This is a genomic window from Methylomonas sp. PHL2-19, from assembly GCF_059331595.1.
Map to the genome: position 1 here is coordinate 3,077,266 of NZ_CP196839.1, position 18,436 is coordinate 3,095,701.

Below are 18,436 nucleotides of genomic sequence, written 5' to 3' on the forward strand. Positions count from 1 at the left end.
TCGCTGGGACGCGCCTTCTGCGCGCCCCTTAGCTGCATGTTAGGCACTACAAATCTTCTGGAGCCACTATGTCACGCCCATTTCTAGGCCGATCAGCCATCGTAGATATCATCAAAGACAAAGAGCGCACGAATGCCATTCAAAAGCGTGAAGGACTGACGAATCATCCGGTGCGCTTTACGGTATGTGGTTGCCCAGATCCGAACTGTGGTGGCTGGCATACCATTGAAATGAATCGAACCGTTCCATCGTCTGGTGAGTGCGAGGCACTTCTCAAAGCGGACAACGTCGAGCGTAAGTCCAAGAAGCCTCACAAAGGTAAGGGACCGACAAGTGACTAACATGGCGCTCAACCTCGCTCCCTTCGGTCACTGGACGCTGCGCGATAAAGCCGCGCAGCGCCGGTTAGCTCTACGTTAGCAGTCATGACACTTGACCTGAGCACATCTCAAGAACTTCAACTGCGCCTTGATCCAGTTGCGTCCGAGGATAGATTTCCTTCTGTTGCGTTCGATGTCGAAGCCAAATTCACTATGCCATTTCAGCAGACCACCATTTCCATCAAAGAGTGTTGGTTTTCGCATGCCGACCTCAATAGGTTTGAGGAAGAGCTGGGCAATCTGTGCCGGCAAGAAACGGGTACCGCCGTTCTTCTCAATATGAGCGGGGACCCAATTGTTGCCGTGGAACGATGTAATCAAGAAATCACAACCCGAGTTCAAGCCACTGACACCGTAGGTATCGGCAAAGTTGTTCTTGAGGTCACCGGGTATCCCAGCGAAGTACCGGTCATGCTAGAGAAAGTTCGGGAGTATCCCAAGTGGTGGTGATCCGACTGCTAACCCATCAATCCACCGGACGCTGCGCGATGAAGCCGCGCAACGCCGGTGATTTCAAACGTTATGCATTTTAAGTAGGAGGAAGCATGAGCCCGCTTTGGAGAATCATCGGTCTAGGAGTTATTGCTGTTCTGGTGTTTGACACCACTGCCTCGTTTGCTGCCTTAGCAGTGGGGTTCCCATATGCATATGCTTCGATAGGCTCGTTTGTAATCTATACCCTGGTCGGCTACTTCGCGTTTCGCCGATGCGGACTCTTTCGCGCCATCGGAGCTGCTGTCCTAGTGGAGCTAGTTGATGCAACACTGGGCTGGTTTATCTCTTGGCAAATCGGCCCCGGTGCACTCCCAGAAGATCAAGTAACAACATCCATCGTCGCTACCACCTTGGTGTTGGTTCTTGTTTTCGCTGTTGCTTGCTCGATTATTGGTTCTACAGTCGCCCGTGTGGCGCATGGTCCTCGCCAGAAAACCAATGCATAACACGTCGCTCAAAGGGACGCTCTGCTACGCTGCGCGCCCCTTAGCTTTGCGTTAGCCCTTTCAGGTTCATTCTATGAATATGCCATTCGAGTTCTGTGCGCTTAGATTCCTTCTGCAATGGGAGCGGAGCGAGAAGAGCCTACATCGCGAGATGAAGGGAACACCAAGCATTGCGGATATACGAAAGTCTCTGAGATATTTTCAAGTAGCGAGAAACTTTTCTGGCCTCAAAGACGATGGCCGCGCTCAAATGGTTTCACAAGCGCTGGGGTCAATTGATTTGGAAAGCGACCTTACGCCAGAGCAAAAGGTGGACAGGCTCGCACGTCGCTTCAAACGCGATTTCAATCAATTTAACCTGTCAGCCGCATCCAAGCTATTCTGGCTTAAACACAAGAGGCCATACATCATTTATGATTCGCGAGCTGTTAGTGCGCTTAAAGAGCTTGGTCACACATTTGACAAACGAAACTACGCTGCATACTGCAAGTCATGGCGCGAACAATATCGACTGGATCGGGACAACATCAAGACCGCTGCCTCAAGGCTTATTGAGATTCGTGGCTTCCTTCCTGCTTGGCACGTGGACGAAGAAACGATGTCAAAACTGACTCGTCAACCTTGGTTTCTTGAGAGGGTTTTCGACATTTACCTATGGGAGGCAGGCGGTGAGAGCTAACCCGGCGCTCAACCTCGCTCCCTTCGGTCGCTGGACGCTGCGCGATAAAGCCGCGCAGCGCCGGTTAGCTCTACGTTATGCCTCAACACATGGATGACGCACAAATAGGGTGTCTGGTGGCGGAATTGGAGACCACCAAAACGAGCGAAGAAGAGGCTGCATGGGAGCAACTCAGGCCCCTTGGGCCTAGAGTGTTGCCATTCTTACTAGAGTTCTACCCAAGAATGAAGAAATGGCAAGGCAGAGTTTCACTGGTATTCCATGCCATACCTTATGCGAGAGACTACGACGACGCAATTCAGTTAGGGATCAAAGCCACGAAAGACAAGGCCACAGTCGTGCGCTATCGCGCCTGTATGTTGCTTGCGTATTCGTTGAAGAACGATGCGCTGCCTCATCTACAGGCGCTGCTGAACCACAGTGACACGAAAACCGTGGACGATGCAAAGGCCGCTATAGATGCGATTGAACGCAAGAACCACAACTACTTCGTTGACCGGCAGCATTCTGGAAAGATGTTTTGGACCGTTGGTGATAATGCTGCATAACATGGCGCTCAGCCTCGCTCCTTTCAGCCCGCGTAGATACTGTTATCCAAGTCAAGCCAAATGCACAGCCGAATCGAAAGGTTTTGCGGATTTCAAGACACCGAACGCCACATGAATCAATTTACGCATCATGGCACCGATAATCAGCTTATTGGGTTTACCAGCACCGGCTAATCGTCCACGGAATTGTTTACCCCAGGCTGTTTTATAAAGCGTCACCATGGCCGGCATATAGAGCGCTTTGCGCAGGAAGGCATGGCCTATTTTGGAGAGCCTGGGCTTGCCCTTGAGGCTGCTGCCCGATTCGTATTGCCGGGGATCGAGTCCGGCAAAAGCGGCGGCCTGCCGACTATTGGCGAAGCGCGAGGTATCGGCGTAGAACGCGAGGATGATGGCGCTGGTGCGCTCGCCAATGCCGGGAATGCTATCGAGCAGTTCGCGCTGTTGCTTGAGATCGGGATGGCGATCAATGTGATCGTTGATGGCGTCGATCAATTGTTGGATCGCAGTATCCAGCCAATTCAGATGCTGTTGAATGTCCTCACGCACGGCCTCGCGCGCCACTAGCAAGCGGTTGTTTTCCTGGGTGCGCATGGTTTGTAAGGCGTCCAGCCGTAATACTAGTGCGCGCAGTGTGACTTCCGCCTCGCTACGGGGCTGCCAAGCGGGCGGTTGGCGCTCGGCGCAGAAATCGGCGATGAGTTTAGCATCGACCGTATCGGTTTTGCTGCGGGTGAGCCGTGAAGCGCCATAGGCCTTAATTTGTGCTGGATTGACGACGCTCACGGTGAAACCAGCGGTTGCCAGATGCTGAGCAACGTCTTCCCAATAAATGCCGGTCGCTTCCATGCAGACATGAGGCGATTGGGCCTTTTGAGCGGCCAACCACGTCAACAACGTCGCGAAGCCGTCGAGAGTATTGGGAATGACTTTGGCGCGAAACTTACCGCTGGGCAAGCGCAACGCGCAGTCCAGCTTGGCTTTAGCAACATCGATACCGAGATAAAAATGGGACATGAAAACCTCAAATGATCTACCTTGTGAATGCAGGCTGCCGGAAACCGGGCCGAAGAGACTGTTCGATCGTTGATCGAGGGTGGGTCGCTGCTGCAAAGATCTACGCCGGGGATTTCGAAATCCAAGCTCCGATACGGCATCCAGCGACCCAAACCTGAGGTGCCCCTCAGGTGTGTTTTCATGGTTTATTATCCTTTGAAAAGCACGACTTGATAATACAAGCTCCGAATAGCGAAGCGTATTCGGAGGAATGAAGACTTTAAATTCGTCCGATTACGTTTCACTAAACGGACCTACGGCCTAACATACACCGCCGCGAACAACAATAAGGCTAGGCCGGCATAACGCCAACCGGTATCGACATTCTGTTTGCCGGGCTTGGCAAACTCGGCTTGTTGCAGCGCTTGATCCAGACTGTCGGTATCGCTCAGACGTCGATACTGTAAACCACTCTCAGCAGCCAGCTGACGGAGATAGCTTTCGTGCAGCCGGCTCATATGCTCGTCGCCGGTTGCCGCCTCGCTGCCGAAAGGTGCGTTACGGGCGTTGTAGCCCTGGATCTTCTCGGGATTTAGATCCGATTCACCAAAGGACGAACGATGCGGCACGTCTTCGGGTTTGTAAAAGCCCTGGCGTTGGCCCTTAGCGTCGAACTTGGGGATGGGCGACAGTTGCTCGCCGCCGACGCCGACAATCACACCCTTTACCTTATCTTTAACTGGCGACAGATCGGGTTTGTAACGCGGATTGGGCGGGGGTGCCTCCTGACCGTCGCTGAGAAACACCAGGATCTGATCTTTATCTTTTAACATTTCCAGCGTACTCAGCAAGCCACTGGCGATGCGGCTGTCGGCGGCCCAGGCCATGCGCCAATCCAGCGCCGCAATCGCTGCGTCTATCTCGGCAAATCCCGAACACACGTCTATCGGTTCGAACAGCAACGTCGAGTGGCGTTCGGTAAACACCCCCAAGCCGACTTGCGAACCACAAGGCAGTTTCAACAACTCTTGGCGCAACGCCTGTTTGACAAACTGCAAGCGGCTGACCGGCTGTTTATCCAGCTGATAGTCTTCGGTGTTCATGCTGCGGGTAATGTCGACAACAAACACCAGCCGGTACAGTGACACTTGCGCGCTGGTTTGCGGATGGAAAAACACTACCGACAAGGACAGCAAGGCCGCGGTCAGCAGCCAGAAACGGTAATCCCTAAGATTGGGAGCGATAGTCATATAGCGAAATTATCGGTTGGGAAGATAAGCGCCAAGTTAGGGCAAGCCACGCGGAAAGCCCGGCAAGGTGGTCCACAGTTGGGTCTGTTGATTAAGATCGTCCTGCTCGTCGCCGCTGCTGATTCTGTCCATCTCCGGCAACAGCCGCATCGCCACTTCCAGATTGTACTTGGCATCCCAAAAGCCGCTGTCCAGCGTTAATGCTTCCCGATAGGCTTGCTTGGCCAGACCCAGCAAGGGCATCGCCTCGTTGACATTGCCGGCCTGGGCTTTCTCCATGGCTTGGCGCAGATACAGATTGCCCAAGTTATAACGGGTTTGCGCTTGCGCTTCGGCACCGGCTTGCTGCAATAGCAGGTTCAGCGTTGCCAAGGCTTCGTCGTAGCGTTGGTGCCGGCTGAGATACACCGCTCTGGCCATGCGTACTTCCGGCGCCGAGGTGGCCAATTCGTCTGCGCCGACATCCTGATCGGCCAGTAATTGGCCGATCAGCCGATTTTGGCCGGCTAGGCCATACAGTTGCAGCAATTGCGTCAGAGTTGCTAATAAAGCTGCTGCCAATATGGCCCACAGCGCCCAGTGTTTTAACTTACGGATCACAGTCTGGCCTCGCAGAGTTTCACGCCCAGCAATAACAACATCAGCGCCGCCGCAAAGGCAAAACAGCGCGTGGATAAATCCTGCTTCGGAATCCGCTCGAAATAATGCAAAGGCCGATTCTCCAAGCGGTTGATGTCGTCAATGGCCTGCTGCAATGCACCGGGCGTTTCGGCTTCGTAGGCTTGATAGGGAATATGCAGACTGTTAAAGAACAGATGCAGATAACGTTCCGGCATGGCCTGAGCATTATCGTCGCGCGGGTCGTCGGGCACTTCAAACAAGCCAGGGCTGTTGGCGGTGCGCAGAAACACCCAATACAAACTGACTTGGCGTTGTTTGAACAACTCTCGCAAGGCCGCTTCGCTGTCCGGATCGATTACCGCCGCGCCGTCCGACACCAGCAACACGATGCGCGAGCCGGTCACCGGCCGGCTATCGAAGAACTCCAAAGCCATGCTCAAGCCCTTGCTGACGTTGGTATAAGCCAAGGCCGGCAAGGCGGTGGCGTCTATCGCAGCATGAATCGCGGCTTTGTTTTCAGTGAGCGGTAGCACGAATAGCGGCGAAGTACTGTATTCGGCGATGCCGATCAAATCGTGCGCTCGGTGATCGACAAACTGATTCAACAAGCGGCGGGCGGCGTTGGCTTTGGATTCCTCGCCTTGGGTTTCCGGCGTCTTGCCGGCGAAGGTGTTGTCCATACTGTTACTGCGATCCAACAGCATAACGATGTGTGCGCCGTGGCCGATGCGCTCCACTTGCTGTTCTTGCTGATAGGCACCGGCCAAGCCCAGAATCAACCCGCCTATCGCCAGCACGCCCAGCAAGCGGATCAAGGCGCTGATAGCCAGCGATAGTGGGTCGACAGGCAATATCGCCAGCCAGGGATAGGGGTTGGCGACCATTCCCATTCTCCACATCGGCAACAGGCATAAGCCCAAACCGAGCAAGACCCAAGGATACTCAAAGCCCAAATTCATCGGCTGCCTCGCTCGATTTCCCGGCAATGCAGGCACAGGGTTTTGAGTTTTTGCAGATCGTGTTCTTGCGGCATTATCGAAGCGTCACCGAAAAAGTAACGATTGGAATAATCGAAAAACCAAGTCAATTCGTCAGCGATGCTGCGATATTCCGGGTGGCCCTGATAAAACTCGGCCAATTTGTGCAAAAACACCGGCTTACCGTGAAGACCGTTAAACGCCGTATGCACTGCGGCAAGTGCTTGCGGTAATTGTTGAAGGCCAAGGTTTTGCAACTGACGCTGCGCGCGCTTGAATACGCTGCGTTTCGGTAGTCCCGGTAAATAACCGTAAAGCCAAGCCAAACGCAAAGCGATGCCCAGCGCCACCGTCAGCGACACGCATAAGCGCCGGACAATTGCCGCGTCATCCAACAAGCTCGGCGCTTGGTCCGGGCGCATGTATTCGCCGTGTTCATCCTGCCTGACCACCAACTCCCGCAATGGCGAGGTCGTGAAGGTCCAGGCCGCGACCGGCTGTTCCAGAGTTTGCCCGTGCTGCTGAAAGCGCAAGGTAAAACCGGGTATGCTCAAGGCTTTCACTTCCAGCGGTGCGTAAAATTGCTGATATTGCAGATCGATTTGATAGCGCTTGCCGTCATTGCCGGCCGTTTCCTGCACAGTCACCGCGTTCAGTTGTAACCAGCGATTCAAACGGCCCGGCGCCGGCAGGCTATTGCGCTCCAAGATCATACCGGCGCGCGTTTCCAGCACAATCCGCTGCGGGATGGTATCGCCGATCACATAACCGAACGGCCGCGGCGTTTGCAGTTGAAAGTCGCGGAGTGCTTGGTTAGACGTGCCGGAGCACGCCGCCAGCAGCGTGACGCATACCCATACCCAAGCACAACCAAGCCGCTTTGCCGCCAACGTCACCCTGCTCTCCTTAAAAAATATTGCCCCAGCTGCTCGGCGCGGTAGCCGTTGTCGATAAACAGCGGCTCACAGCCCGAGGCCCGAAACTGCTGTTGCAATTGCTCCCGGCGCTGGGCAAATGCCTGTTCTATCTTGCGCTTCAAACCTGGACGCAACCACAGCGTGCTGCGCTTGCCGGATTCCAGATCCTGAATTTGAAACAGGCCCCAATCCGGTAAGCGGCTGTATTCGGTTTGGTCCCACAGCACCAGCGGTATCAGGTCGTGGCGACGCAAGTTCTGTAAAATGGCTTGCAGCTGCGGCAACGGAAAATGAAAATCCGACGCCAGAAACACCAAGGCTCGATGCTTGGGTAGATAGCGTTGGGCTTGCTGCAAACCGGCCGAACCGGGTTGCAGGTCGAGTGTTTCCAGGCGTTTTGCTGTCGATTGAATCCGACCTAGGTGTTTACCAGCCGGCAAATAACAGTCGGTGAGCACCTGCTGGTTAGCCGCAATAAACCCGATGTTGTCGCCGTATTCCAAGGCCGATGCGGCAATCGATAACAGCATATCGGCCATTACACGGCGCTTGTCGTTATTGCCGCCGAAACGCATGGAAGCAGACAAATCGGCCAGCAAATACACGTCGATAGCACTGTGTTGTTGCTGCACCCGCACTTGATAATTTCCGAACGGGTCGAGCAGGCTGGCCCGCAGATCGATGCGTCTGGGGTCCGGACGGGCGATCAAGGTGTCATGGCGCTTGAACAATTGGCCGTTGCCGACCATCTGTCCGGGGTGCGCGCCGGGAAATACACCGACTGCCGGGCGTGGCAGGCGGTATTGGAAAGGCTTTATCGTGGCCGACATCGTTTTAGCGAGTACCTTATTGGCTGACAACCAAATTCGCCAGCACGGCCGTCACGACCAGGTATCCGGGCAGGGAAAATCTCAGCGGCACCCTCATCAATAAGGCCACCACGCCTGAGTAAGTTTTCGGATTGCGGCTATGGATGGCTTCGCCGAACAGCCATAGCAGGGAGTTCAACAGGCATAAGGCCAGGATAGTGAAAAAACCGACATCGCTGAACAAAAACGATTTGTTAGCCAGCAGCGAAATGCGCTCGCTAGTATCGATAAAATTGGCGGTCAAAATCCCTATCATCAGGCCGCCCTCGTCGAAGGCCACCAAAAAAAACGTGTAGGTAAACCGCCGCAAGCGCCGGCTGAACTCCGTCAAGGCGGGAAAATGCAGCGATAGATATAACACCGGCAGGCTCAGACAAAACAGTAAAGTGCCGACCACCGCTAATAAAATCCAGAACTTAAAGCCCACCGCGTCGTTCAAGGCGCTGGTGTAATACGCGGCGTAAGGGACGTCGGCATGTTTATCCAAGCTACTGGCGATAAACGAGCAGATAAAGCCGACACCGGACCAAGTTAAATAGGTGTCCAATAAGTGGCCAAGGCCAGCATGCGGCAGCATGGCCTGCAGAATCGATTTAATGTTCATGACTGTTACGGTGCGGCGATTTGGTTGAGTATGCTGTCTATCAAGGTGGGAATAATGTCGTCTTGGCGATAGCTGTACATCGGATTCAGGAATATCCGGTGCGACATGGTGACGGCGAAAACCGCCTGCAAATCTTCCGGCAACAGGCTGTCGCGATTTTCCAGCCAGGCCCGGACTTTGGCGGCACGTATCATGTAGCTGACGCCGCGCGGACTGGCACCGGCCTGCAGCAGGTTATCCATGTCCACATCGGCTAAAGCGATGCCGAATGCGCCGGGATCGGCGGTGGCTTTCCATAAATCCAAGGCGTATTGGCGCAAAGCGGCGCTGGGCTGGATGCTGTCTTGAATCGCCGCCGCCCAGTCGTTGAGCTCGTAATAAGGTATTTGGCTGGCGGCCATTTCCCCGATCAAGGTATCGACATCGTGGTAACGCGGATTGAACAGCAAATCGTCCAACACCTTGTCGTCACTGGGTGCGGTGATGTTGATTTCCATAAAGAAGCGGTCGCGAGCGGCCGCCGGCAATTCAAAGGTTTCTTCTTTTTCCACCCGATTGCGATCGGCAAATACCTGAATGTGCGGTATCCGGTATTCGCGGTTGAACGCGCCGATACTGCGCTCGGCCATCACCCGCAACAGCAGCGAATGCACTTGCGGCCGAGCCCGGTTGATTTCGTTAAAAAAGAACACCGATAACTGTTCGCCCTGCTTCAACAAAGGGCCGGGATCGACGCAGGGCCGGCCTTCTTGATTTAAATAGGTGTAATAGATCAAGTCGGCAGGCATTAAGTCGATGGTGCCTTCGATACGCTGGTAGTGTCCGCCCAGACCTTGGGCGATGGCCCGCAATAAGGTGGTTTTGCCGACGCCGACTTGGCCTTCCAGCAACATATGGCCGCGGGCGAATACGGCTATCAGCAGATTTCTTACCGCCGCCTGCTGGCCGACGACGACATGGTTGATTTGTTGTTCCAACTGCAACGCACTGGCGCGCCAGTCGCTGAGGGTTTGCTTGCTTGTCATAGCTAATTGAGCGCTGTTGATTAAAGCCAATACCGCAAAAAGAACTCCGGTGCTCGGTTGCCATGCCGCCGATTGCTGACATACGCGCCGCTGATAACGGGCCGTCGTGATCTAAGCGGCATAGCAACGGCCCGGAGCCGTGAGGTTTCGTTTAGAAGCTGTTTAAAGGCTACTGCACTCGCGAAGTTCTTAAACAGCTTGCATGGGTTGAGCGTGCCGTTGCCCTGGGCATTCCCTGGTCTTCGCTTCGGCAGAATAATCTTCGATTCCCTCCGCATCATTAGTTACCGCCATCCCTGGCGGCGTCCTAAGGGTTCTATCCTCGTGGTCACTGTCGGCTTGCGCACTGCGCATCCCGACCCACCCGTTGCTTATTGGCCTTCGACGTCGTAAACAAACTTGCCGGTTTTCGCCAGCACTTCAGTACGTTTGGCGTTGCGGGCTTCCATTTCCTTGATCGATTGCGCTTGTTTGTTCAGCTCGTTGGGATCGTGTTTCGGGTCGTATTTGCTGCCCGCCACTTGCGCCGGATAACCCGGTTTCGGTTCCCAGCAGTTGCCGGCTTCTTTGCATTTGGTGCCGTCGTAGGCTTTTGCCGCGCCGGACAGGCCAAAAGCCAGCAGTACCGCGCCTAACATTACTAATTTGTTCATGTTGATCTCCTAATAAATTGTTGGATAACCCTCACCCTGCCCTCTCCCCTGGGGAGAGGGTTCAATACCTACTTCCAAGGCAAACTCAAGCCGCCTGGAGTTAGCTGTATAGTGGCTTTATGCCCTCTCCCTCCGGGAGAGGGCTAGGGTGAGGGCGTTTATTTCAACCACTCGGCTTTCTTCGGATCGCCTTTGTAAATGCTGCGCAAGAAAGCCATGATGTGCAGCATGTCGTCGGTGCTGAAGTTGACGTATTGCGGGCCCATCATGCCGTTGGCACCGCCGAACAGGATTTCGAACAAGCCCTGGTCGCTCAGGCCGCGCGGATAAGTCCAGTAGTCGTCGGCCAAACCGGGGCCAAGCTTGCCTTCCGCTTCATGGCCGTGGCAGCCCGAGCAACCGGTCATGTACAAGCTCTCGCCTTTCTTGGCTGCCTCGGCATCGCCGTTGTAAGGGTTTTTGCCGGTTTGCATAAATTGCTTGAATTTGTCGGTGTTACCGCCTTTTTTGGCAAAACTCAAATCCAGCGCTTCCCCGGTCAAGGCATGGCGCAGGGTGATGTCGGCCTGGACAGCACTTGCCGCCAGCGCTGACATTGACAGCACGGCGCCAGTCAAAAATGTTTTCAATTTCATTCAAGGTTTCCTGTTTAGTTCATGGACACGGCGGTTTCAGGTTGATCCAGCAACGGAATGCCTTCCGCTTCCAGCAACGCTTCGATATTGTCCTGCCCGTCTTTGATGATTTTGTTCAATTGCCCCAGCAAAGCGCTGTCGTTCTTACGCACGCCAATGGAAGTGCTGTAATGCAAACCCACTTTTTCGCCGTCGGCGCGCTTGGCGTTGTCCGGAATGACCGTCATCGTCAGCGGCGTGGCCGATGTCTTCACGTAGCGGGCCGCGGCGGGTCCCCACAAGATGGCGATTTCCGCTTTGCCGGAAGCCACTTCGTTGACCAATTTGTCGTTGTCGTACTTGACGTACTGGTTACGTTTGGACTTGAAGCCGGCCAACTCTTGTTGGTAATTGAACATATCGTTGTAACGGCCGATAGCCCGCAGCATGGTTTCGGCTGGAGAGCCCGGTGCGAAAGCAATCCGCTGGGCTTGCTTCAAGGCCGGGCTATCCCAGTTCTGCAAGTCCAACCCATCTTTTTCGCGGCTGATAAACACGTAGCCGGACCGGTAGTAAGGTGCCGTGGTCAACAAACGCGGGTCGCCGGCATCGACGCCCATTACCACGTCGCACAAGCCTTTATCCAGGTAATCGCGGATAAAGTAGCGCGGATCTGTCCAGCTGACGGTTTCCAATTTGCGGCCCAGTTGTTCGGCCACATACTGCGCCAATTTGTTTTCAAAGCCTTCGCCGTTTTTATTGGAGTAAGGCATTTCGTTTTCAGCCGTGCAGACTTTTAAAACCGGCTGTTCGGCTTGAACTGTGGAAAAACCAAAGCCCAATGCCAACGCAGCCACAATGCGTGTGCTTGTTTTCATAGTGATTCTAGGAATTAAGTAGACTCGTTGCCTCGTTCCCACGCGCTGCGCGGGAACGCCTTAGTAGCCGCGCTGCGGCAGATCATCGCCACCGCAGCGCGGTTAACCTGAATTCCCACGCAGCGCGTGGGAACCAGGAAAGCTTTCTACAACGCGAACACCATCACGCCGCCGCCCATTTGGGTGTAGTGCGCCAACTCTTTAAACGCACCCACTGCACCCAGACCGGCAGTCGGATCGGCCAAGTCGAATACCAGACCTACGCCAGGCCAGCCGCCGACACCGTAATAAATCGCAACGTACTGTTTGTTGTTGTGTTTATAAGTGATCGGATGGCCGATGACGCCGGAAGGCAGCTTAAACTTCCACAGCTCTTCGCCGGTTTTGGAATGACGGGCTTTGATGTAGCCGTCCAAAGTGCCGTAGAACACCAAGTCGCCGGCTGTGGCTGTGGTACCGCCCCAGACCGCGAATTTCTCCTGAACTTCCCATTCCATTTTGCCGGTGACGGCATTCATGGCTTTGACTTGACCCAAAGTGCCTTTCGGACCCGGATACATGTTCAAGGTCGCGCCGACGAAGAACTGGCCGGCCCGGTAAGGCAGCATGAACGGTTCCCAGTCCATGCAGATATGGTTGGTGCCCATGAAGAACAGTTTCTTATTCGGATCGTAAGACTCGATACCTTGGTTGTGGTAACCCATCGCCGACGGGCAGATACCGGTGGCTTGGTGGTCCATGTGTGTCGAATATTCCGGATCGCGGATCGGCAGACCGGTTTTCAGATCGACTTTTTTCACCCAGTTGACGGTGTCGTCGATTTTGAAGGCATTGACCAAGCTGCCGTTTTCGCGGTTCAAGGTATACACCAAACCGTTGCGGTCCGGATGCGTCAGCAGTTTGGTCATTTTGCCGTCGACCATTTGCTCGGACAGACCCATGTAGTTAACGCCGGCGTAGTCCCACTCGTCGTGCGGGGTTTTTTGGTAACCAAATTTGGCTTCGCCAGTGTTGACGTCGCGGCCCCAGATGGTCATGGTCCATTTGTTGTCGCCGGGACGCATGGTTTCGTTCCAAGGTGCTGGGTTGCCGGAACCGTAGTACAACATTTCCAGGTCGCTGTCATAGGCATACCAACCCCAGTTGGTGCCACCGCCGATTTTCCAGGCGTCGCCTTCCCAGGTTTTCAGACCCAAACCGAACTGACCGTAATGCGGGTTAGCGCTGTTGAAGTCTTTGGATAATTTGATGTCTTCATCCGGACCGGTGGCGTAAACGCGCCAGGCTTGCTTGCCATCCTTGATGTTATAAGCGGTGGCGTAACCGCGCACCCCCAACTCGGCACCGGAGGTGCCGACGATGACTTTGTCTTTCACCACGAACGGGGCGACGGTCAACGTCGAACCCATGGCGATGTCGGAGTTTTCCATTTTCCATAGTACTTCGCCGGTCTTGGCGTTAATCGCCACCACATGGCCATCCAGCTGGTTTAAGAAAATAGTAGCAGGGTAATCTTTGCCGGCCGGCGCATAGGCCAAGCCCCGATTGACCACGTCACAGCAGGCTACCGCGCGAGCCGCCGGATTTTGCTTGGGCTTGAACTGCCAGAGGATTTTATCGGGCTCATCCAGGCTGATGGCGAAGACGTTGTTAGGATATGGCGTATGGACGTACATAATGCCATCAACAACCAGAGGCCCACCTTCATGACCGTTGAGCACGCCCGTGGAAAACGACCACGCCACTTTCAGATTTTTGACGTTGTTGGCGTTGATGTCGATCATTTCGCTGAAATGAGTCGAACCGTAATCCTTGGTCTGCATCACCCAGTTGGTGTTTTGCTTGGCTAGTTGTTCCAGTTCTTTATTCGCTTGCGCCGATGACGACACGGCCAAGGCCGCAGCCGTGACTAAGGCCGTGGTCGATACCTGCTTGGCAAACCGTGAAATTTGCATGAATCCTCCTATGTTGTTTATTAGGTTGCATGGCCCGGCAAATCGGTTGGTTAGGGGAGCCTTCCGTTAAAAGCGGATAACGCCATCGGCATTTCCGGGCAAAATCAATCACACGCTGCGCTTAATTTTGGCGTCCATCCGTGACGCGAGATTTTGCTTTGCGGCAGAAATCTCCTTCACTTTTCACATCAGCAATCTCAATCAAGTCGCACACAATATTGACTTAGACCTACCGGGCCATGCTGGCGCAAATGGTAAAGAAGGCGGCCTATCGGGCGTTACGGAATAATCCATAAATAGCCTGGGAATTCCGCGAAAAAAGTCATGGAAGTTTTCCCGGTCGCACGCAGCCGCACGCCGCGGCAAAACGGGAAAAGCTCCCATGGTTTCCCGGCATAAAAATCGGCATCATGGCGGGGCAAGAAGCGCCAGCTAGGGATAGCACCGGTTCTGCCGGGGGCGTTTCTTGCTCATCCACACCAAAAACCAATCAGGACACGTAGTTAGTGGCGAATAAAATCAGCGTTTTATTAGTAGACGACCATGCAGTGGTCAGAGCCGGATACAAGACTTATTTATCCTTGTCGGAACGAATAGGCGCCGTCTATGAAGCCGATAGGGGCGAGACCGCTTGCCAGGTATATGACAAGCAGACGCCGGATGTGGTGGTGATGGATTTATCCATGCCCGGTCTGGGCGGTTTGGAATCGGTGCGGCGCTTATTGGTTCGCTATCCCAGTTGCAAGATATTGGTATTTTCGATTCATAACGAACTGGTCTACGTCACCCGCGCGATCAAGGCCGGCGCCAAAGGTTACATCACCAAAAATAATGAGCCGGACACGCTGGTGACCGCAGTCTGCACGCTAGCGGAAGGCGGCACGTATATCGAACCCGCTTTGGCACAGCAATTGGCGGTGAATATGGCTATCGGCCAGGATGAGGCATATAAAGTTAAATCGCTGTCGCCGCGCGAATTCGACATTTTTTGCCTGCTGGCCAATGGTTTGAGTACCCGTCAAGCAGCGGAAAAATTATGTTTGAGCTACAAAACCGTCTGCAACCACAGTACGGCGATCAAAGAAAAATTAAACGTCAAAACCATGTCGGAATTGACACTGCTGGCTGGTCGCCAGGGTATTATCAATACCGGCAGCGAACTGTATGAGCACAGCTAGCGCGGAACACCCCCTTCCCTATTAACCAGGCCCTATTTATCCCTGGCATGCCGTTCGGGCTGAGCGAGTCGAAGCCTAGGCCTGTGCGCGCTTCGATAGACTCAGAGCTAACCGGTTTAACAACGCTGTTAATGGGCGCTTGCGACCGGAACTCCCGGTTGTAAGCCTGCAAATCCCTCTCCCAAGCAACTGGCTCAAGACGCCCGATTAAAGCCTTCCCGGTCTAAAAGCTGCGCCAGTCTTAATCATTACTTCATTATATTTTCATCTTCAATTCATGTTGAATGGTTATTGTGCCGACTGAATAACCTTATTAAAAAAAGCAATAAAGCATCATCGAGAAGCGACGCGGTATCGGATGTTGGCCGTTTGCTTCCATTCATATGGGCAATTCATTAACGATTACCCATCCGATCAAAACGTATTCATGGGAGATATTATGAATGCACGTCTATTTATATTTCAGTTTCTGCTGATTTTTCTGGGTGTATGCGAATTTGGTAGCGTCCAGGCGCTTGAACTCAAACCTAATTCCGTCGAAATCTTCGTAGGTGAACTAGCCAAGATTGCGGTCACAAAATCATCAGGAAGCATCAGTGTAAAATCCAGTAATACCAGTGTGGCGACAGTCACTTACGCCAGCGGTATCGCTAGCATCAAGGGTGTAAAAGCCGGCTCTACGACGGTCACGGTGAGAGATCGTAAGAGCTCGAAGCGCGTGGAAGTCAAAGTCATCAGCGCCCCTTCTCCCGTCTTGACGATTTCGCCGGCCGTATTGGCGGTCAATGTGGGCGGCACTGCCACCGTCACGGTCACTAACGCCTCCGGCACAGTAAACATTCAATCGTCGGACAACTCAATTGCCAGCGTCGGCTATGCCAATAATCTCGCTACCATAAAAGGTCTTAAAGCCGGCTCGGCCACGGTGACCATCCGCGACAGCAAGACGTCCAAAACGGTCGCGGTGACGGTGTTAAATACCACAGCGGTCGGCGAATACACCCTGCTGGCCTGGAATGATTTAGGCATGCATTGCATGGACGGCCTGGATTTTTCCGTGTTCGCGATCTTGCCACCCTACAACACCCTACATGCGCAATTGAAAGACAAAAACGGCAAGTTAATCAGTAGTAATGTGTTGCTGACTTATGAAGCAGTCGCCGACGGTAGCGGCTCTATCAATACCAGTAGTGCCAATAAAACCAATTTCTGGTCTTGGGTCGGTGAGTTGGTAGGCCTGAATCCGGCACCGGATGTCGGGGTTAACCTGGACGGACTCGCCAGCGGAAACCCCATGCCCGGCAACAAAACGCCATCCCTGACACCCGCGCCTATGACCTACAACACAGCGTTCGGCTGGTTCGAAGCCGAGGGTATTCCGGTGACGCCCTTCGACGACAAAGGTAACAAGAACTTCTATCCCACCGTCAAGGTCGTGGCTAAGGATGCGCTGAGCGGTAAGGTTCTGGCTAGCGCCACCACCGTGTTGCCGGTCAGCGACGAGATGACTTGCAAAGGCTGCCACGCATCCACTGACACCAATAACAATGCCGCACAAACTGCCGCCAAACCGGTGACGGGCTGGGTGTTCGACGCTGATCCCGACAAAGACTGGAAGCGTAACATTCTGCGTCTGCATGATGAAAAACAGGCGGGGAGTAAATTATTCAACGATGCACTGACCACATTGAATAGCAAAGGCTACAAATCAACAGGTTTACTCGCAACGGCCGATGGCGGGCAACCGGTTCTTTGCGTGGCGTGCCATGCCAGCAATGCCTATTTCGATAAGGAAAACAAAACCACGGTGATGGGCGGCATGGCCGGCATTGCGCCATTCACCCAGTCCTTGCATTTAAAACATGCCGATGTAAAAGACCCTGCCACCCAGTTAACCCTGGATAGTCTGGACAACCGCAGCGCTTGTTACCAATGTCATCCGGGATCGGTAACGCAGTGTCTGCGTGGTGCGATGTCCACCGCCACGGACGCCAGCGGCGACCCTGCTATCAGTTGCCAAAGCTGTCACGGCAATATGAAAGCGGTCGGTAGTGCCACTCGGCAAGGCTGGTTCAACGAGCCGACCTGCGAGTCTTGCCACAATAGCGCCGCGCCCGGCAAACGCGCGATCTCAGGTATCGACGCCACCGGCAAAGCGATTGTGCCAACAGATCATACCTTTGCCACCAATGCCAATACGCCGGTTCCCGGATTGAACTTGTACCGCTTCAGTAAAGGCCACGGCGGCTTGCAATGCGAGGCTTGTCACGGTGCGACACACGCGGAGTATCCCTCCACACATGCTGACGAAAACCTGCAAAGCATCGCCGTGCAAGGACACGCCGGTACGGTAGCCGAATGTAAGGCTTGCCATACTACAGTCCCGAACACGGTAAACGGCGGCCCCCACGGCATGCATACCACCGGCGACGCCTGGGTTAAGCAACACGAAGACGCCAATAAAAACGGCACAGCCACTACGCCAAGCTGTAGCTATTGCCACGGTACGACCAGCGCCGGCACTCCCTTGAGTGCGGTAAAGGTTGCGAAAACCATTGATGCCGATGAGTTTGGTATTAAGAATTGGCCGGCGGGTTATCAAGTGAGTTGTTTTAGCTGCCACAACGGACCCAATCCGTAAAACTTCAGACAACAGATCGCCCCGCAAGGGGCGATTTTTTTTGTGGGTTGACTCCGCTCACTACAGGAGACGATTGAAATTCACATACAAAGGTCTCTGGCTCTGTCACTCCCACGTAAGCAGGAATGACGACATAAAATTTACTTCTCCAGCTTGGCCTTCAAGCCATTCAAGCCGTTCTTGAAAAAATGCGTCATTGCTTTAACCGCCGCTTCGTCACTCAAATTCTCCGGTGGCGTGTTGCCGGTATCACCGCGGTAGAAGCGGCTTTTGATGGTGACCACGCTGCTGTCGGCGGCCTCACCTGCCGCGACTTTTACATCGACCGTATGCGAACTGGTCGGAAGCGCTTTGGTGTTTTCGGTTTTCAGCCGGTAGCTGTATTCGTGTTCCGCTTCGTTGTAATAATCCAATTCTTCGGTGAGGGTTTCATCGTTTTGAAACGTCAACGTGCGCAGACCGCCGGACTGATTCTTGCCGTCACCCGCGCTCTTTTTCAAGTCGCTATGCCAATTGGCAATGTCGTCGAAATTTTTCAGCTCTGCCCATACCTTGGCGATAGGCGCTTGGATGGTCACAGACTCCTTGGCTTTTTGCGGCGTCGGGCCGTGAGCGTGAACTTGCCAGGAAAGGAGCAAAAAGCTGAATGAAAGCATGATGTGTCGCATAAGCAATCCCGAAGGGTGGTGAAAAACCCGGTATTATCCGGG

At 54.0% G+C, this 18,436-nt stretch carries 20 protein-coding genes; 7 read left to right on the forward strand and 13 right to left on the reverse strand.

The annotated features are described in order from the left end of the window. Positions 1-68: 68 nt before the first annotated feature. The 5 genes from ACR02O_RS14120 (at position 69) to ACR02O_RS14140 (ending at position 2,548) form a co-directional block, all read left to right on the forward strand. Positions 69-341, forward strand: coding sequence for a hypothetical protein (locus ACR02O_RS14120; protein ID WP_458137510.1), 273 nt, complete (start codon positions 69-71; stop codon positions 339-341). Between the two features lie 84 nt (positions 342-425). After that, on the forward strand, positions 426-830 hold the full coding sequence (locus ACR02O_RS14125; RefSeq protein WP_458137511.1) for a hypothetical protein: 405 nt from the start codon (positions 426-428) through the stop codon (positions 828-830). A gap of 95 nt (positions 831-925) precedes the next feature. Further along, complete coding sequence (locus ACR02O_RS14130; RefSeq protein ID WP_458137512.1) at positions 926-1,321, forward strand: hypothetical protein; 396 nt, start codon at positions 926-928, stop codon at positions 1,319-1,321. A gap of 73 nt (positions 1,322-1,394) precedes the next feature. Continuing rightward, positions 1,395-2,000 carry a hypothetical protein gene (locus tag ACR02O_RS14135; protein WP_458137513.1) on the forward strand — a complete coding sequence of 202 codons (606 nt, stop codon included), beginning with the start codon at positions 1,395-1,397 and terminating at the stop codon, positions 1,998-2,000. Positions 2,001-2,089: 89 nt separating this feature from the next. Next, positions 2,090-2,548, forward strand: coding sequence for a hypothetical protein (locus ACR02O_RS14140; RefSeq protein WP_458137514.1), 459 nt, complete (start codon positions 2,090-2,092; stop codon positions 2,546-2,548). Between the two features lie 51 nt (positions 2,549-2,599). On the opposite strand, the gene ACR02O_RS14145 is transcribed toward ACR02O_RS14140, so the two are convergent. The 12 genes from ACR02O_RS14145 to ACR02O_RS14200 all read right to left on the reverse strand — a co-directional run bounded on the left by ACR02O_RS14145 (position 2,600) and on the right by ACR02O_RS14200 (position 13,907). Next, positions 2,600-3,565 (reverse strand): IS110 family RNA-guided transposase, encoded by a 966-nt coding sequence (locus ACR02O_RS14145; RefSeq protein ID WP_494521880.1) that lies wholly within the window; start codon positions 3,563-3,565, stop codon positions 2,600-2,602. 293 nt (positions 3,566-3,858) lie between these two features. Beyond that, positions 3,859-4,794, reverse strand: a complete 936-nt coding sequence (locus tag ACR02O_RS14150) for a vWA domain-containing protein (protein ID WP_494521881.1) — start codon at positions 4,792-4,794, stop codon at positions 3,859-3,861. A 36-nt stretch (positions 4,795-4,830) separates the two neighbouring features. Then, the gene (locus ACR02O_RS14155) at positions 4,831-5,394 is read right to left on the reverse strand and encodes an MxaK protein (protein WP_494521882.1); all 564 of its coding nucleotides are present in this window, start codon (positions 5,392-5,394) and stop codon (positions 4,831-4,833) included. Then, complete coding sequence (locus tag ACR02O_RS14160; RefSeq protein WP_494521883.1) at positions 5,391-6,374, reverse strand: vWA domain-containing protein; 984 nt, start codon at positions 6,372-6,374, stop codon at positions 5,391-5,393. Before ACR02O_RS14160 ends, ACR02O_RS14155 begins: the two co-directional genes overlap by 4 nt. Continuing rightward, a complete protein-coding gene (locus ACR02O_RS14165) occupies positions 6,371-7,288 on the reverse strand; it encodes a hypothetical protein (RefSeq protein ID WP_051669851.1) in 918 nt (305 codons plus the stop codon). The genes ACR02O_RS14160 and ACR02O_RS14165 overlap by 4 nt, the downstream gene beginning before the upstream one ends. Further along, positions 7,285-8,139 carry a DUF58 domain-containing protein gene (locus ACR02O_RS14170; protein ID WP_033156203.1) on the reverse strand — a complete coding sequence of 285 codons (855 nt, stop codon included), beginning with the start codon at positions 8,137-8,139 and terminating at the stop codon, positions 7,285-7,287. The genes ACR02O_RS14165 and ACR02O_RS14170 overlap by 4 nt, the downstream gene beginning before the upstream one ends. Positions 8,140-8,155: 16 nt before the next feature. After that, on the reverse strand, positions 8,156-8,782 hold the full coding sequence (locus ACR02O_RS14175) for a hypothetical protein (protein ID WP_033156202.1): 627 nt from the start codon (positions 8,780-8,782) through the stop codon (positions 8,156-8,158). Between the two features lie 5 nt (positions 8,783-8,787). Next, positions 8,788-9,807, reverse strand: coding sequence for an AAA family ATPase (locus tag ACR02O_RS14180; RefSeq protein ID WP_033156431.1), 1,020 nt, complete (start codon positions 9,805-9,807; stop codon positions 8,788-8,790). A gap of 371 nt (positions 9,808-10,178) precedes the next feature. Continuing rightward, positions 10,179-10,460 (reverse strand): methanol dehydrogenase [cytochrome c] subunit, encoded by a 282-nt coding sequence (locus tag ACR02O_RS14185; protein WP_033156200.1) that lies wholly within the window; start codon positions 10,458-10,460, stop codon positions 10,179-10,181. Between the two features lie 158 nt (positions 10,461-10,618). Next, complete coding sequence (gene moxG, locus ACR02O_RS14190) at positions 10,619-11,095, reverse strand: cytochrome c(L), periplasmic (RefSeq protein WP_033156199.1); 477 nt, start codon at positions 11,093-11,095, stop codon at positions 10,619-10,621. Positions 11,096-11,109: 14 nt separating this feature from the next. Further along, a complete protein-coding gene (gene moxJ / locus ACR02O_RS14195) occupies positions 11,110-11,952 on the reverse strand; it encodes a methanol oxidation system protein MoxJ (protein WP_033156198.1) in 843 nt (280 codons plus the stop codon). Positions 11,953-12,098: 146 nt separating this feature from the next. After that, a complete protein-coding gene (locus tag ACR02O_RS14200; protein ID WP_033156197.1) occupies positions 12,099-13,907 on the reverse strand; it encodes a methanol/ethanol family PQQ-dependent dehydrogenase in 1,809 nt (602 codons plus the stop codon). 506 nt (positions 13,908-14,413) lie between these two features. Here ACR02O_RS14200 and ACR02O_RS14205 point away from each other — a divergent pair. Both ACR02O_RS14205 and ACR02O_RS14210 read left to right on the forward strand, forming a co-directional pair. Next, positions 14,414-15,085: a response regulator gene (locus tag ACR02O_RS14205; protein ID WP_033156196.1), complete on the forward strand. Its 672-nt coding sequence runs from the start codon at positions 14,414-14,416 to the stop codon at positions 15,083-15,085. A 439-nt stretch (positions 15,086-15,524) separates the two neighbouring features. After that, positions 15,525-17,726 (forward strand): Ig-like domain-containing protein, encoded by a 2,202-nt coding sequence (locus ACR02O_RS14210; protein ID WP_458137519.1) that lies wholly within the window; start codon positions 15,525-15,527, stop codon positions 17,724-17,726. A gap of 140 nt (positions 17,727-17,866) precedes the next feature. Here ACR02O_RS14210 and ACR02O_RS14215 read toward each other — a convergent pair whose 3' ends face one another. Continuing rightward, entirely contained in the window at positions 17,867-18,394 is a 528-nt protein-coding gene (locus ACR02O_RS14215; protein WP_171695348.1) for an SRPBCC family protein, read from the reverse strand. Between the last annotated feature and the right edge of the window lie 42 nt (positions 18,395-18,436).

Excerpts from the sequence above, each read along its gene's own strand:
- ACR02O_RS14170 (WP_033156203.1), bottom strand. The coding sequence starts at position 8,139 with ATGTCGGCCACGATAAAGCCTTTCCAATACCGCCTGCCACGCCCGGCA.
- ACR02O_RS14200 (WP_033156197.1), bottom strand. The coding sequence starts at position 13,907 with ATGCAAATTTCACGGTTTGCCAAGCAGGTATCGACCACGGCCTTAGTC.
- moxG (WP_033156199.1), bottom strand. The coding sequence starts at position 11,095 with ATGAAATTGAAAACATTTTTGACTGGCGCCGTGCTGTCAATGTCAGCG.
- ACR02O_RS14175 (WP_033156202.1), bottom strand. The coding sequence starts at position 8,782 with ATGAACATTAAATCGATTCTGCAGGCCATGCTGCCGCATGCTGGCCTT.
- moxJ (WP_033156198.1), bottom strand. The coding sequence starts at position 11,952 with ATGAAAACAAGCACACGCATTGTGGCTGCGTTGGCATTGGGCTTTGGT.
- ACR02O_RS14120 (WP_458137510.1), top strand. The coding sequence starts at position 69 with ATGTCACGCCCATTTCTAGGCCGATCAGCCATCGTAGATATCATCAAA.
- ACR02O_RS14130 (WP_458137512.1), top strand. The coding sequence starts at position 926 with ATGAGCCCGCTTTGGAGAATCATCGGTCTAGGAGTTATTGCTGTTCTG.
- ACR02O_RS14125 (WP_458137511.1), top strand. The coding sequence starts at position 426 with ATGACACTTGACCTGAGCACATCTCAAGAACTTCAACTGCGCCTTGAT.
- ACR02O_RS14215 (WP_171695348.1), bottom strand. The coding sequence starts at position 18,394 with ATGCGACACATCATGCTTTCATTCAGCTTTTTGCTCCTTTCCTGGCAA.
- ACR02O_RS14145 (WP_494521880.1), bottom strand. The coding sequence starts at position 3,565 with ATGTCCCATTTTTATCTCGGTATCGATGTTGCTAAAGCCAAGCTGGAC.
- ACR02O_RS14150 (WP_494521881.1), bottom strand. The coding sequence starts at position 4,794 with ATGACTATCGCTCCCAATCTTAGGGATTACCGTTTCTGGCTGCTGACC.
- ACR02O_RS14210 (WP_458137519.1), top strand. The coding sequence starts at position 15,525 with ATGAATGCACGTCTATTTATATTTCAGTTTCTGCTGATTTTTCTGGGT.
- ACR02O_RS14180 (WP_033156431.1), bottom strand. The coding sequence starts at position 9,807 with ATGACAAGCAAGCAAACCCTCAGCGACTGGCGCGCCAGTGCGTTGCAG.
- ACR02O_RS14185 (WP_033156200.1), bottom strand. The coding sequence starts at position 10,460 with ATGAACAAATTAGTAATGTTAGGCGCGGTACTGCTGGCTTTTGGCCTG.
- ACR02O_RS14140 (WP_458137514.1), top strand. The coding sequence starts at position 2,090 with ATGGATGACGCACAAATAGGGTGTCTGGTGGCGGAATTGGAGACCACC.
- ACR02O_RS14160 (WP_494521883.1), bottom strand. The coding sequence starts at position 6,374 with ATGAATTTGGGCTTTGAGTATCCTTGGGTCTTGCTCGGTTTGGGCTTA.
- ACR02O_RS14135 (WP_458137513.1), top strand. The coding sequence starts at position 1,395 with ATGAATATGCCATTCGAGTTCTGTGCGCTTAGATTCCTTCTGCAATGG.